Origin of the sequence: Paenibacillus sp. CR_12, assembly GCF_041953985.1 — a bacterium.
In the GTDB taxonomy this organism is placed as follows: Bacteria; Bacillota; Bacilli; order Paenibacillales; family Paenibacillaceae; genus Paenibacillus_AQ; species Paenibacillus_AQ lautus_A.
Window position 1 is genome coordinate 134,008 of record NZ_JAVFHO010000013.1, and the last position, 14,520, is coordinate 148,527.

General features: G+C 51.3%; 13 protein-coding genes. 3 read left to right on the forward strand and 10 right to left on the reverse strand.

Annotated features, from left to right (window positions below; genetic code table 11):
* Nucleotides 1-23 precede the first annotated feature (23 nt).
* From RB297_RS29930 to RB297_RS29975, 10 genes are all read right to left on the reverse strand, one after another.
* Nucleotides 24-2,240 (reverse strand): Tex family protein, encoded by a 2,217-nt coding sequence (locus RB297_RS29930; protein ID WP_277746902.1) that lies wholly within the window; start codon nucleotides 2,238-2,240, stop codon nucleotides 24-26.
* Nucleotides 2,241-2,662: 422 nt separating this feature from the next.
* Nucleotides 2,663-3,013, reverse strand: a complete 351-nt coding sequence (locus RB297_RS29935; protein ID WP_006212388.1) for a type II toxin-antitoxin system PemK/MazF family toxin — start codon at nucleotides 3,011-3,013, stop codon at nucleotides 2,663-2,665.
* Nucleotides 3,014-3,016: 3 nt separating this feature from the next.
* On the reverse strand, nucleotides 3,017-3,298 hold the full coding sequence (locus RB297_RS29940; protein ID WP_028406492.1) for a CopG family ribbon-helix-helix protein: 282 nt from the start codon (nucleotides 3,296-3,298) through the stop codon (nucleotides 3,017-3,019).
* Nucleotides 3,299-3,525: 227 nt separating this feature from the next.
* The gene (gene alr, locus RB297_RS29945) at nucleotides 3,526-4,713 is read right to left on the reverse strand and encodes an alanine racemase (RefSeq protein WP_213579679.1); all 1,188 of its coding nucleotides are present in this window, start codon (nucleotides 4,711-4,713) and stop codon (nucleotides 3,526-3,528) included.
* Nucleotides 4,714-4,985: 272 nt separating this feature from the next.
* Entirely contained in the window at nucleotides 4,986-6,098 is a 1,113-nt protein-coding gene (locus RB297_RS29950; protein ID WP_096776514.1) for an outer membrane lipoprotein-sorting protein, read from the reverse strand.
* Between the two features lie 263 nt (nucleotides 6,099-6,361).
* Nucleotides 6,362-7,690 carry an MFS transporter gene (locus RB297_RS29955; protein WP_192570688.1) on the reverse strand — a complete coding sequence of 443 codons (1,329 nt, stop codon included), beginning with the start codon at nucleotides 7,688-7,690 and terminating at the stop codon, nucleotides 6,362-6,364.
* Between the two features lie 62 nt (nucleotides 7,691-7,752).
* Nucleotides 7,753-8,253 carry a winged helix-turn-helix domain-containing protein gene (locus RB297_RS29960; protein WP_192570687.1) on the reverse strand — a complete coding sequence of 167 codons (501 nt, stop codon included), beginning with the start codon at nucleotides 8,251-8,253 and terminating at the stop codon, nucleotides 7,753-7,755.
* A gap of 169 nt (nucleotides 8,254-8,422) precedes the next feature.
* A complete protein-coding gene (locus RB297_RS29965; protein WP_213579681.1) occupies nucleotides 8,423-8,983 on the reverse strand; it encodes a GNAT family N-acetyltransferase in 561 nt (186 codons plus the stop codon).
* A 32-nt stretch (nucleotides 8,984-9,015) separates the two neighbouring features.
* Complete coding sequence (locus RB297_RS29970) at nucleotides 9,016-10,344, reverse strand: alpha/beta hydrolase (RefSeq protein WP_375122051.1); 1,329 nt, start codon at nucleotides 10,342-10,344, stop codon at nucleotides 9,016-9,018.
* Nucleotides 10,345-10,516: 172 nt separating this feature from the next.
* A complete protein-coding gene (locus tag RB297_RS29975; RefSeq protein ID WP_015737261.1) occupies nucleotides 10,517-11,086 on the reverse strand; it encodes a GbsR/MarR family transcriptional regulator in 570 nt (189 codons plus the stop codon).
* Nucleotides 11,087-11,456: 370 nt separating this feature from the next.
* Here RB297_RS29975 and RB297_RS29980 point away from each other — a divergent pair, with 370 nt between their 5' ends.
* Genes RB297_RS29980 through RB297_RS29990 form a run of 3 tightly spaced genes read left to right on the forward strand, consistent with a single transcriptional unit; the run spans nucleotide 11,457 to nucleotide 14,407 of the window.
* Entirely contained in the window at nucleotides 11,457-12,659 is a 1,203-nt protein-coding gene (locus RB297_RS29980; protein WP_096776518.1) for a quaternary amine ABC transporter ATP-binding protein, read from the forward strand.
* Nucleotides 12,652-13,485 (forward strand): ABC transporter permease, encoded by an 834-nt coding sequence (locus RB297_RS29985; RefSeq protein WP_015737263.1) that lies wholly within the window; start codon nucleotides 12,652-12,654, stop codon nucleotides 13,483-13,485. Before RB297_RS29980 ends, RB297_RS29985 begins: the two co-directional genes overlap by 8 nt.
* A gap of 1 nt (nucleotide 13,486) precedes the next feature.
* Nucleotides 13,487-14,407: a glycine betaine ABC transporter substrate-binding protein gene (locus tag RB297_RS29990; RefSeq protein WP_009594437.1), complete on the forward strand. Its 921-nt coding sequence runs from the start codon at nucleotides 13,487-13,489 to the stop codon at nucleotides 14,405-14,407.
* Nucleotides 14,408-14,520: the final 113 nt, after the last annotated feature.

Here is a 14,520-nt window from a genome sequence, read left to right on the forward strand (position 1 = left end):
CTCTTTTTTAGCTTATTTTAGTTCTATCCTTGGTCTTTCGGTTTGCGCATCGTCAATCCGACGCGCCCCTTCTTCAAATCCACGTTCAGCACCCAGACGGTCACGTTATCCCCCACGGAGACGACATCCATCGGATGTTTAACAAATCCATCGCTCAGCTGGGAGATATGCACCAGGCCGTCGCTCTTGATGCCGATATCGACAAAGGCGCCGAAATCGATGACATTGCGTACCGTTCCCTGAAGCTCCATTCCCGGCACAAGATCCTCGATCTTCAGCACGTCCTGGCGGAAAATCGGCAGCGGCAGTTCCTCCCGCGGATCGCGTCCCGGACGCTGCAGGCTGTCCAGAATATCGCGAAGCGTCGGCACGCCCACCTCAAGCTTCACGGCCAGGCTCTCCGGCTGCTGGGCATCCAGCAGCTCAGCCAGCTCCTTGCTTCCCAGCTTGTCCAGGCCAACCTGGAGCTCCTGGAACAAACGGTCAACCACCGCATAGGATTCCGGATGAATCGGAGTACGATCCAGGATGTTCTCGCCTTCCGAAATCCGCATGAAGCCCACGCACTGCTCATAGGTCTTGGCACCGAGACGCGGAACCTTCTGGAGCTGCTTCCGGCTGACAAACTTCCCGTTCTCTTCCCGGTACTTCACGATATTTTTCGCAATGGTGGCATTGATGCCGGCCACATAAGAGAGCAGCGATGGCGATGCCGTATTCACGTCCACCCCGACATGGTTAACCGCGGACTCCACGACGGCCTTCAAGCTTTCCTCCAGATGCTTCTGGGTAACGTCATGCTGATATTGGCCCACGCCAATCGACTTCGGATCGATCTTCACCAGTTCGGCCAGCGGATCCTGCACGCGGCGCGCAATCGAGGCTGCGCTGCGCTCGGCCACATCCAGATCCGGGAACTCTTCCTGCGCCAGCTTCGAAGCCGAATACACGCTTGCCCCGGCTTCGTTTACGATGAGGTAAGCAAGCTCTGGGTCGGCGAGCTCCGCAATGACTTCTTCCGCTACGAACTGCTCCGTTTCGCGGGATGCCGTACCGTTCCCGATGACAATGAGCTTGATTCCGTATTTCGCAATCAGCTCCTTGAACTTCGCGGCAGCCTCCCGCTTCTTGTTGGCCGGCGGCGTCGGATACGTGACGGCTACCTCGAGCAGCTTGCCCGTGTCATCGACTACAGCAAGCTTACATCCGGTACGGTAAGCCGGATCGACGCCCAGCACGCGGCGCCCCTTCACCGGCGGCTGCAGCAGCAAGCTGCGCAGATTCCCCGCAAAGATGGAGATCGCCTGGTTCTCCCCTTTTTCCGTCAACTCCCCGCGCACCTCGCGCTCTATCGATGGGGCTATGAGACGCTTGTAGGAGTCCTCGATCACCGCCGTCAGAATATCCGAAACGGCCGACGGCCCTTTAAGCACCTGCTTTCCGATATACCCGTGTATGGATTCGGAAGGAACCTCCAGCCCCACCTTCAATATGTTCTCGCGCTCGCCCCGGTTAATGGCCAGTATCCGATGCGGCGGCATTTTCTTCGCCAATTCCCGGTAATTGTAATAGTTCTCGTACACGGATTCCGCTTCGGTATCCTTTGCCTCCGACGTCAAAATGCCATGATCCAGGCTGAACCGGCGTACCCAGGAACGAACGGCTGCATCATCGGCGATGTTCTCCGCCAATATATCCATCGCGCCTTGGAGGGCCTCTTCGGCCGAAGCCACGCCTTTCTCCTCATCGATATATTTCGCAGCCTCCACCATCGCATCGGCCTGCTTCGGCTGCGACCATATCCACTCCGACAGCGGCTCGAGTCCCTTTTCCTTGGCGACGCTCGCCCGCGTCTTGCGTTTTTGCTTATACGGACGGTAGAGATCCTCCACCTCCTGCAGCTTCACAGCCGCCGTAATCGATGCTTTCAGCTCTTCCGTCAGCTTGCCTTGCTCTTCTATGATGCGGATGACTTCCCGCTTACGGACCTCCAAATTGCGCAAATAGCCTGTCCGCTCTTCGATATCACGCAATTGGTTCTCATCCAGTTCGCCTGTCATTTCTTTACGGTAACGCGCAATAAACGGTATGGTATTGCCCTCATCCAGAAGTTCAACGGTCGTGCGCACCTGTTTCTCGGACAATTGAAGCTCCTTCGCGATCTGCTTCACGATCCGTTTCGATTCTTCCTTGCGAATCTGTTCTTCATTTACTTCCACAACAGCTTCTAATTCAGACAATGATATCCCTCTTTCTTCAATGAAACTATATTTGCTATTATCCCAAACTTAAGCGCTCATTTCCACTACATCGCTCACTTCGCAAGGCTTTAAGCTGCATTTAATGTCAATTTCATCTGATTTTAAGTTTCGGCTTATATTCTGTTACTACGAACATGCTGCTGCCGGATATCCACACTCCATAACGATCGGGAGGTCACCTTCGATGAATGACAAACATGCGATTGCCTGGTCTGTTGTCTGCCTACTGTTCATTGCAGCAGCGGTCACGACGGCATACGTGCTCATACCTACAAACGCGTAATCGATCGTCCCTAAGGGATAAACGCGCCTCGCCGCCACATAAAAACCCTCAAGGAATACTCCTTGAGGGTTTTTTGGCCGTAACCGTTCTATGTGGAACATGCAACGCTTGGATTGAATCAAAAATCAATCAAGCCCAGACTTATTTGCAGGGAATCATCCACCTTGCTCATCATTTCATCATCAAGATGGGTGATTTTGTCGGTTAGCCGCTGCTTATCAATCGTCCGGATCTGCTCTAGCAAAATGACGGAATCCCGGTCAAATCCATGCGACGCCGCGTCGATTTCGACGTGAGTCGGCAGCTTGGCTTTTTGAATCTGTGCCGTAATGGCTGCAACAATCACAGTCGGACTAAACCGGTTGCCGATATCGTTCTGAATGACAAGGACCGGTCTCACGCCGCCTTGCTCAGAACCGACAACAGGTGATAAATCCGCAAAAAATACGTCGCCCCGTTTAACGATCACTGTCTACACCCCGCTTACTAAGCGGTCTAGAGTGTTGTCTGCATCTTCCTCCGCGTGAAACGCCTCAGAAGCCATGGTCAGGTTAATTTTGGCCATTTCCATATAACCCCGCTGCATGGATTCACGAATGTAACGTTTCTTCCGTTCATTCAGGTACAACTTCATGGCCTGCCTAATAAGCTCACTGCGGTTGGAATTTTCCAGCTGAGCGATCCCGTCCACTTCCTGCAAAAGATGATCCGGTAAACTGATCATGATTCGTTTGGTGTTCTGCATATTGGCCACCTTCTATTACACCCCCACAACCTTCTCGCCCTGTGCACCAGTATTACATTATTCAAGGAAAATTATACAAAAGAATATATATGCCGAAGGTATATCAAGTATGCTGCATATCATTATAAACTACAATCGACACTTTCGTACAGACTTAAACGACATATTCCTAATTCGGGAAGATCTGTACGTATTCCTTCTTTCCTGAATAAATAACTTATGGCGACATGCTTTTTTTAAAGGTTGTTCCAGAGCGCGTTTACGGTCTTTACCGGTATATCATCGCGTATATAAAGACGCGGTACCCGGTGGGCAATCATGCAGACGACCTCATAGTGGATCGTCCCCAGCTTGGCTGCCAGCTCATCTGCCGTAATGCATTCGCCAGATTGCTGGCCGATGAGTACAACCTCTTCACCAGCTTTGATTTGTTCCGCCTCCTCGGCGAAAGATTTGAGCGATACCATACATTGGTCCATACAGATATTTCCGACTACAGGGACGCGGCGGCCGCGTATCAGCACTTCCGCTTTACCGCTCAGCATACGAGAGAAGCCATCGGCATAACCGATGGGAAGGGTTCCAATTCGTTCTTCCTGCTCCGTTACATACTTCGTCCCATAGCTGATGCCGGAATGCGGAGGTAAATTTTTGACGTAGACAAGCTTTGTCTTTAGCGTCATGACAGGGCGGAGGCTCACTGTCTTTCGATTCACCTCGTCCGAAGGATATAGTCCGTACAAGCCGATGCCGACACGAACCATATTATAGGATAGCTCAGGTGTATCGATCGCAGCAGCGCTGTTGCCCGTATGTATGATCGGGATATGGCAACCCTTATCCCGAAGAGCGTCCGCAACGCCCTGAAAACGGCGATACTGTCCCAACGTATAGTCTTTGTTCTCTTCATCCGCTCTTGCAAAATGGGTAAACATTCCTTCGACCACAACCTGCGGCAGCGATAACGCTTCTTCTATAAAAGAAATCGCATCTTCGCCGGGAAGCAGGCCCAAACGACCCATTCCGCTGTCAATCTTGATGTGTACCTTAAGCGGCTTCTCCGGCTTGACCGGCAGTGCCTTTATCGCTTGGAGCACTTCCGAACTGAACAGGGTTATGGTTACATCATACTCGTAAGCGATCTCTACAGCTTCCGGTGGGGTATAACCGAGCACCAGGATCGGGCCAGAGATGCCGCCTTGCCGAAGCTCAAGCGCTTCATCAAGGAAAGCCACGCTTAAGTATGCCGCACCCAGTTGCTGAAGTTCGCGTGCCACTTCTACGGCTCCGTGACCATAAGCGTTCGCCTTCACACAAGCAAGCAATTTCATGTGATCCGGCAGCGCCTCACGAAAAGCGTTATAGTTGGCGCGCAGATGGTCCAGGTTGATTTCCGCCAGGGTAGGTCGATATATCGCTTGCAATTCCAGTCACCTTCTTACCATTTTGAAAAAAGCATTATGCTTTACAATAGATTAATGGTAATGTTCCCGGGAGCAACTGTCAATTGAGACAAACTGCTTATTTATGGAGCTCGTGGTTCCATCCGGACGGCGAAACTTGGTGAAACGTCGGAATATCTGCAAAATATCGATGAAGTCCCCTGCCCAAATTCCTTTATTTGGAGAAAATAGGCGAATGGCCTCATTGTCGGAAGATTGCCCTCCTTCAATGCTTGGTATCCGCCTACTTCGTATTATTTACCCGATTCTCCCTGCATGGAAGCAGCGACTTTCTTCATTTCTTCGACTGGCAGATTAGCGCTCGTGATCCGGTATTCCACGCCTTCCGAACTCCAAGTCAGCGTTCTTTGCTGATCGCCGGTGAGCAGGCCGACCGTCGTGAAATCAATATACACCGCTTCGCCCGGAACGAGTGAAACCGCACGATCCGACGGTCTGGATTCCATGATCGTGTATTGGTATACGCCGTCGTACTTCAGAATAACCGCATGGTCCTTGCTCTCCGGAACTTCCATGGTGTCCTTGTTCGTAACCCCTGCAGGCACATATTCCGGATAGATGATGCCGAAGGATCCCATGTCGCCGCCGGCAGCCGTTTCCGTCAAGCCCTCGGTTCCCTGAGCGCCGTTCCCCTCCGTAGTGGAAGCCACCGGTACCCCGTTCTCGTCCACTTCCGCAATCGTCCCCTTCGCATCGTTCATGGCACTCAGATTCTTGTTGGTATCAAACGAATCCTTGGTTAGGTTCGTATCGAATGTAAAGGTATTGAACTTCACTTCAACGACGACATTGGCTTCCGAATCCGATACTTGTACCTGTTTCGGCGTGTAGTTGTCCTTGGCGAGCCAGATCTTTTGACGAATCAAGGAATGACTGTGGTAGTTGGCGGCTACATCAAACACGTAGCTGTCCTTGTCCTCGGCAAACTGGCGCGTATTGTCGCTCAGAATGCTGCTAAGCAGCGTTTGATACAGATATACCTGCCCCTGATTATCCGGCCAGTCGCTCTTGAAGCGGAAGCTCTTATTTAAGCTTGGCGTCAGTACGAACACGCCGTCATCGTTGCGAAGCACGATTTGCGTAATATCCTTTTGCCCGTTGGTTAAGCTGATCCGATAGTAAGATGGAGATTGGTACCATACCTCAACCTGATACTCCTGCGGCGCCGAACCGGTATGTATGGTCATAACGCCCGCTCCCTGGTAAGCGCCCTTGGCACTTTCCAGCTTATCAGCCACCTTGCCCAGATCCTTCACAACGCTGTCTGCATTTTTCTTCCCGCATCCCGCCAGTATTGTTGTTAAGCATAATACTACCGCGAGCAGCACCCATGAAATCCGGCGCATGTCATCATCCCCTTCAACACTTGTTTTGACTTGATTGATACATGTCTATGAGGGACTTGGTCACATTATGCAGACTAGCCTGACAAGCATGATTACAGCGGACTGCGGCATGGGCTTAAGATCGCTCACGGCGTAAAAAACGAGCCAGGATGAATCCATTCGATCGCCGATTCATCCGGGGCTCGTTATTAAAATTGCGGCATGGGTTTCCCTATCCGAGACTTATTCTTCAACAAGCATCAACCTCATTCAAGTCAGCCATCTTAATGGGCAGCATGCAGCGAGACGGACTTCTCAGGCGTTGCATTCGTGTAAGGCGCGAACCATTCCTCATCCACTTGGTCAGGTGACGGAAGGCTGCGGGTGGTCGAGTCGAAGACCCAGAAGATCCCTACGCAGAACACGGCGATTCCGCATCCCGCGATAACGGAGGAGCTTGCCGCAACCACGCCAAGGGCACCTCCAATCAGGCTGCCAAGCGGCATGGCAATTCCGCTGAGTCCGCTTGCTGCCGCGAACACCGTGCCCAATCTTTTCTCGGGTATCGCCTTCTGAATGACCGAATTGATGATCACGTTCGTAATGCCTCCCGGAAACCATGCCAGGCCGTACACCAGAACGACAAGCCAGGTCCAAGGGGTGAACACGCTGAGACACCAGGCAGCACCCGACAAACAAAACGCTCCGGCAAAAAGATATCCAAGCGGCAGGCGCTCCAGCTTCAAATACGGAGCCAGGATCGCTCCCAGCAAACTTCCGCAAGCCTGGGCCATGAGCAAGATCCCGTACACGCCGGCTCCGCCGAGGCTGTCGGCGAACGCAGGCATAACCGTGAAGGTAGCGCCGCCTGCGGCATTGATGACGATAATCCCCATCTGTACCCGAGCGAGCGGAGTTGCCAGGATGTAACGGAGACCTTCTTTCATGTCGGTCCAATAATCGCTGAGAGCCTTTTGCATCGTTTTTGAAGTAACGGACGCTTTCGCCGTTGTTTTATTCTCGTTGTTATCGGAAGTCTTGATGGACTTCTTGATTTTCAATTGCGCAAACAACAAAGCTCCGACGAAAAATCCAATGGAATTCCATAAGTAAAGGGATACTGCGCCCAGCACGACAATCAATACGCCGGATATGGCATTGCAAGCGACATCGATGCCTTGGTAGGCCAGGGAGAACAGCGAGTTGCCTTGCGTCAGCTGCTTCTTTTCGAGAATTTTAGGAAGGGCCGACATTTGGGCCGGATATACCCACATATTCAACGTCGATAGAATCGGTGTAATCGCCAGTACAAGGCCGACCGTCAGAAAGTCGAAATAAAATGCAAGCGGAACGATCAACAGAAGAAGCGCTTGAATGAACTGGGTGTACACCAGAAGCCCCCGTATGGGAACGCGGTCGATCATCGGGCCGGATAACAATTGAATGATCCGGGGGAGAATCGAGAGAAGGCCGGCAAGCCCTGTATACAGCGTCGAACCTCCCAGATCGTATACCAGCCACATGGCCGCTACAGCATACAGGCTGTCACCGATATTCGTAAGGATTCGGCCAATGAACAATAGCAGAAAATTGCGATTCTTTAAAATCTCCACAGAGAAACACTCCCTTATTTTTAAATTTTATCGTTTAGGAGAAGAGGCTGTGAGGCCCCTTCCTATTTGGACGTTTCCGTCGAAACCACATTGATCCCAACGGCATACTCCTTGCTGTCTTCCCCTTTGGTCGCGATGGTCTTATTCACCCATTTTTCGAGCAGTTCCTTGAACTCCGTTGTCATCTCTTCATATTGGTCGGCGTTCAGCTGCAGCCTCAAGCTAATTCGGGTTCGGGTCGCCGCGTCGTAATCTTCGGCAAGAACCGGGTCCATCGTTTGCGTTCCCTTGGTGTTAAACCACTTCGCTTTGGATTTATAATATTTCTCAACGATGCCGCCGACCGTCCGGGTCTCCACCAAATCTATCAGCCCGCCGTCATATAACTTCTGGATATGATAGTGGATGCTTCCCGGCGAATCTCCCAATTCATCCGCGACTTGCTTGGAGGTTTTGGCCGTATCCAGCATGGTTCCGAGAATTTTCACCCGCTGGGCGCTTCCTAGCAGCTTCGCTTGTTCCACCGATATTTCAATGCTTTGATTTTGATCTTGATCCATCATGCAGCTCTCCATTCTAATTGAATTATTCATTCTAAACTTGTTATTCATACGATTATTTTCGTTTGATCTAATTTAGTTTATCAATCTAATTTTCTAGATCGGTATGTCACAATAATAAACCACCTATTACCATTTGTAAATAGGCGGTTTATAAATTGTTTATTTTTTTCTACACGGGCTTGACCATATGATGATAAACATGCCCGTTAATCATGATGTCCTTATCCGTTTTATATCCTTTTCGGTCGTACAAGGAATGGGCACGATGATTGTCCGTCACCACGGCGAGGGCAATTTTATGGTACTTAAGCTCCTTCGCCCGGTTCTCCGCATGAAGTATGAGCGCCGAGCCGATCCCCTTGCCTCCAAACTGCGGGGAAACGGATAACGTATCGATATAGTATTCATCTTCATCCGCTTCTTGATCCAGCGTTACGGTAGGGTCGTTCTTCAGCTTCCGCAGCCGATCCAAGATGGGACGGTCCAATTCGGCCGCTTGATCGCCGCCGTAAGCAACGATGATGCCGGCCACCTCGCCGTCGATCTCCTTCACGGCAGACTGACGGTAACTGAGCCTGCCCTCGTCCGCCCGAAAATATTGCTCCAGCACTTCAAGCGCTTTCTCTTCGCTGTCTTCCCCCGTTAACCGATGAGCTACATCGTGCAGTGCGTCATACAGCAGCCTGGCTGCCGCGCCCGCATCCTGTGGCCTTGCTGATCTGATGGTCATGCTGATTCAACCTCCAATTGCCAATCCATCTTTTAAACATCCCAGTCCTCAACCTCGTAAAACAGCTCCAAGTCGGACGTTGCCGTAAACGAACGCCGTTTCACTTTGGGATCCCCGATCTTCTCATGCAATCCGAACCCTCTCGATACCTTGAACGTAAAAGACAAACCGTGCGGTACCATCGCGCTTCCCCTGTAAACGCCCTCTCCGCTGTACGGAATCTCAAATCCGGCATAGATCATGGGAGAAACGGGCGTTGCAGGAGGTACCTTCACCTCAATCGCGACTTTCACGAATTCCGGAAGTTCTTCAACGATCGTAATCTCTTTATCCGCGCTTAAGCTTCCCATTTGCAGCGTAATCCGGGTGCTGCCGGGAGTTCGAGGCTTCAGCGTTCCGTCCGGCAGTATCGTGAGCAATTCCGGAGACTCAACATGATATGTTCCATTCATCAACGTTTGAACAAATCCGCTGTCGTATGTAATGACCGGATTCAGTTGCTTGACGGGCCCGTTTACCCCTGCGACGCCGTCGCCATCCAGCTTGATCGAGACCGGTTCACCAATGTTTCCGAAAAAATACAGCAGCGGTGCGTGCGCTCTGCCAGCCCAGTCGCTTTGGCTGTGAGCTGCTCCCGGATCCAGGAACAGCATGAGATCATCCCCCGGCACAAAACCGTCCTGAACCAAGCGTTCCGCTTCCTCCCGGGCGTATTTTTCCATGAAAACACCTTCCGCACCGCCCATATCCAGCCAAACCCGAAGATTCGGGTGCGTACCGTATCTTTCATAAAAGGGATGTTCCTTCAGTTCGCCCCGTTCATCGAATTGGGCTCTGACGAAATAAGGCGACATGACCGCAATGCTGCCGAACACATCCGGCCTCCGGAAACCGATGTTGTAGGTGACGATTCCGCCCGCGGAAGAGCCCATCATAGCCGTATGCTCCGGGCCCCTCAACGTTCGAAAATTCCGGTTGATATAAGGCATCACTTCTTCAATGATAAAGGTTTCGTACCGTTCGCCGGCAAACGGCGGATCGAACACCTGATGCATCCGTGGGTTGTCATGGAAATACTCGTTCAGCCTTTGATGGGGAACCGTGGCGATGCCGACGATGATAATTTCCTCCATCCGCCCCTCGGAAACCAGCCGATCCGCGGTGACGTGCATATCCCATGAGCCGCCTCGCTCATCCGCTGAAAATACGTGCTGCCCGTCATGCATATAGAGTACGGCATAATGCTTCTCCGTATTCTCGTGATAACTGGGTGGAAGATATACATACAAACTCCGGGTATTGCTTAAGCTAACCGATGGAAAATCTGCGATCTCTACCATTCTTGAGGACATACTGACCATTCTAACCCCTCCTGATTATTTTTGCACCACATGTGCGGTTAACATGCGGTTTATCCGCTTAAGGCAGCGCCATATAACAAAAAAAGGCACAACCCGATAAAATCAGGTTGTACCTCTTAGGTAAGCATTGCCTTACTTCACATTATACTGGGGAATTTCCCCATATTCAAGATCAGGATTTGCCCTCAGGCGGCTCTTTCGGCACATAGTTGAAGATTTCGCCATCCACGAAAGTATCAATCAATCGTTCCAGCCATTTATAGTAAGCAACAGCCTCACGCATCTTCGCCTGATCCTCTTGCAGCACCGCTACCAGCTCTTCGTCATCCTCATGCGCTTTGCGGAGCTTCTCCGTTTCGTCAAGCGCTTTGCGCAGGACCAGAATGTTGCTCTCCACCGATTTACGCCATTTAATATCGAAAAAATCAAAGAAGGTCTGGTACCAATCGTATTCCACTTCATACAAATCCTTGCGGGAACCCTTCTCCCACACCTTGTTGACCATTTTATAATCGAGCAGCGTCCGCACGCCTGTACTCATGCTCGTTTTGCTCATCTTCATTTCCTGTCCCATTTCATCCAGGTTCATCGGTTTATCTGCAAAATAAAGTAATCCGTATAAATGTCCCGTTGAGTGTGGAATGCCGTACAAGTCCATATTCCGTCCAATATTTTCAATGACACGCTTACGAATCTTCTGCACGGCTGCCTGCCGTTCATCATCTAAATGGTACAAGCCCATGCTTGCAGCCTCCTCTATACTGTAGCCATCCAAGAAGTCATGTCAACACAACAAAACTAGGTGGACTCGAAGTGTAGTGTGAACGATCTCCATGAAATCTAAACAAGCCGAATCCACACACATTCTCTGATCTATTGTAGGGAAAGCTATTTTAAAAGTAAAGAAGATCGCTTTGGAGGATATCGGAGCATATGAGAGCATTTCAAAGGATAACTTTGTACAGTTTTTACTGTACGTACTTTATGTACGGATATAACGTTTGATACTTTACGTATCGGTTGTTACAATGGGTGACATGGGTTTACGAGACGACATCGGCAAAGACTCGGACAAATGGACGCGTCTCTATACAATAAAAGGAGGAGTACTTTTGGCTATTCTGCAAGTTAACAAAGTCAGCAAATTGTTCGGCGCGAACCCGGAACAAGGGCTTCAATTGCTTGAGCAAGGCTGGAGTAAAGCGCGAATTGCAAAAGAGAAAAATATAACGGTTGGCGTTAACCGTGTCAGCTTCGATATTCAGGAAGGCGAGATCTTCGTGATTATGGGGCTATCGGGCAGCGGGAAGTCTACGCTCGTCCGTTTGCTAAATCGGTTGATTGAACCGACATCGGGCGAAATCCTGATACACGGCAAGGACCTGCGAAAGATGAACAAGGAACAGCTGCGGGACGTACGCCGCAAAAAAATCAGCATGGTGTTCCAGAAGTTCGCCTTGTTCCCCCATCGCACGGTTGTGGACAATGTGGAATACGGTTTGGAGATTCAGAAGGTAGACAAGAGCAAACGCCGCGAAGCGGCCATGAAGTCGCTTGAGCTTGTAGGCTTGAAGGGCTGGGAGGAAAAAATGCCCGATCAGCTCAGCGGCGGCATGCAGCAGCGCGTCGGGCTGGCCCGTGCGCTTGCCAACGATCCGGAGATTCTGCTGATGGACGAAGCCTTCAGCGCACTGGATCCGCTCATTCGCAGAGACATGCAGGACGAATTGATCGAGCTTCAGGACAAAATGAAAAAAACCATCGTGTTCATTACCCACGACCTGGACGAAGCTCTTCGGATCGGCGACCGCATTGCCTTGATGAAGGATGGCTCGATCGTGCAGATCGGCACGCCGGAGGAAATCTTGACCCAGCCTGCCAACGACTACGTCGAACGGTTCGTGGAAGACGTGGATCTGTCCAAGGTGCTTACCGCTTCACGGGTTATGCGCCGTCCGGAAACCATCACGATGGATCGCGGGCCTCGGGTTGCGCTGGAGCTTATGCGTGAACGCGGCATCTCGAACCTGTTCGTGATCGACCGTTCGAAGAAGCTGCTCGGCGTCATTACGGCGGAAGATGCATCGGATGCCATGAAGAATAACCGCAAGCTTGCGGATATTCTCATCACGGACGGACCGAGCGTCGGACCCGACACGCTGCTAAATGAATTGTTTGAAATTACGAGCATGTCCAAAGTGCCATTGGCCGTTGTGGATGATACCGGCCGACTGATGGGCGTTATCGTCCGCGGTGCCGTCCTTGGTGCCTTGGCCGGAGAAACCAAGAGCGAGGAGGTGACGCAAGATGCCTAAGATCCCTCTTGCCAGCTGGGTTGATTCCTTGGTCGATTGGATGGGAGACGTGTTCTCCGGATTCTTTGACGCCATCTCTTTCATTATCGAGAACGTTGTGCAGTTGTTTACGGATTTGTTCATGCTGCCTCATCCGTATTTGTTCATCGTCATCCTGGCCGTCATTGCCTACCTGCTGGGCCGTCTGCCGTTAACCTTGTTCACGGCCATCGGTTTCCTGCTGATCGACAACTTGGGCTACTGGTCACAGACGATGAGTACGCTCAGTCTGGTCATCACGGCAGCATTGATCTCCGTCATTCTAGGTGTTCCGCTAGGGATATGGGCGGCCTATAGCAAGTCCGCATCCCGCGTGATCATACCGGTTCTGGACTTTATGCAGACCATGCCGGCATTTGTATACTTGCTGCCTGCCGTCACATTCTTCAGTCTGGGCGTGGTTCCGGGAGTTATCGCTTCGGTTATCTTCGCGATTCCGCCGACGATACGCCTGACCCGCCTCGGCATTATGCAAGTATCCGGCGAATTGACTGAAGCTGCGGATGCATTCGGTTCGACTTCCGGGCAGAAATTGTTCAAGGTTCAGCTGCCGCTGGCCATGCCAACCTTGATGGCCGGCATTAACCAGACCATCATGCTGTCGTTGTCGATGGTGGTTATCGCTTCGATGATCGGCGCCCAAGGTATCGGTGCCGAGGTATATCGTGCAGTAACGCAGCTGCAAATCGGTAAAGGGTTTGAAGCCGGCTTGGCTGTCGTCATTTTGGCGATTGTCCTCGACCGCTTTACACAAAATATATTTAAATCGAAAAAAAGGGGTGCTTAATTTGAAGAAACAGAAGTTTTGGTTGCTGCTGAGCTTGGCCGCTATTCTGGTCCTGTCCGCTTGCGGTCAGGGCGGAAACGGCGGCGCGAATGGAACGACGGACAACGGGGCTGATGGCGGTTCCACCGCTTCCCTCGGCGATCAAGTCAAACATGAAATCATCGGTATTGATCCTGGCGCGGGTATTATGAAAGCAACGGCTGCTGCGATTGAGGAATATGGATTGACCGACTGGAAACTGATCGAAGGTTCCGGCGCGGCCATGACGGCAACTCTCGATAAAGCCATCAAGAACGAAGATCCGATCATTATTACCGGTTGGACTCCGCACTGGATGTTCGCCAAATACGATCTGAAGTATCTGGAAGATCCGAAGAAAGTCTACGGTGAAGCGGAAGAGATCCACACCGTTGCCCGCCTTGGACTTCAGGAAGATCATCCGGAAGCCTATAAGTTCCTGAGCAATTTCAAGTGGACGTCCGACGATATGGGTCAGATTATGACCGCGATCCAAGAAGGCCAAGACCCTGAGGCTGCTGCTAAAGAATGGGCGGACAGCAACGCTGAGAAAGTCGATGCTTGGCTCGAAGGCGTTCAACCGGTTGACGGCAAAAGCTTCAAATTCAGTTATGTGGCTTGGGATTCCGAAATTGCCAGCACCAACCTGCTGAAAGTGATCATGGAAGAAAAGCTGGGTTACAAAGTTGAGGCCCTTCAAGTAGAAGCAGGCCCTATGTGGACCGGCGTTGCCAACGGCGACGTGGACGCCACCGTGGCTGCTTGGCTGCCGCTGACGCATGCGGACTACTGGGATAAATTCAAGGACCAAGTGGAAGACCTTGGCGCCAACATGGAAGGCGTAAAAACCGGACTGGTGGTTCCGTCTTACGTGGAAGCCAATTCGATTGAAGATCTGAAATAAGGGTAAACGCCATCCCATGGGTTGTGGGATGGCTTTCTTATTTCAGGTGATCAAGATTAGTCGGCCTGGTCTGGGGAGGATGCATCCGTTCCGGTCGCTGTTGAAACCAGGAA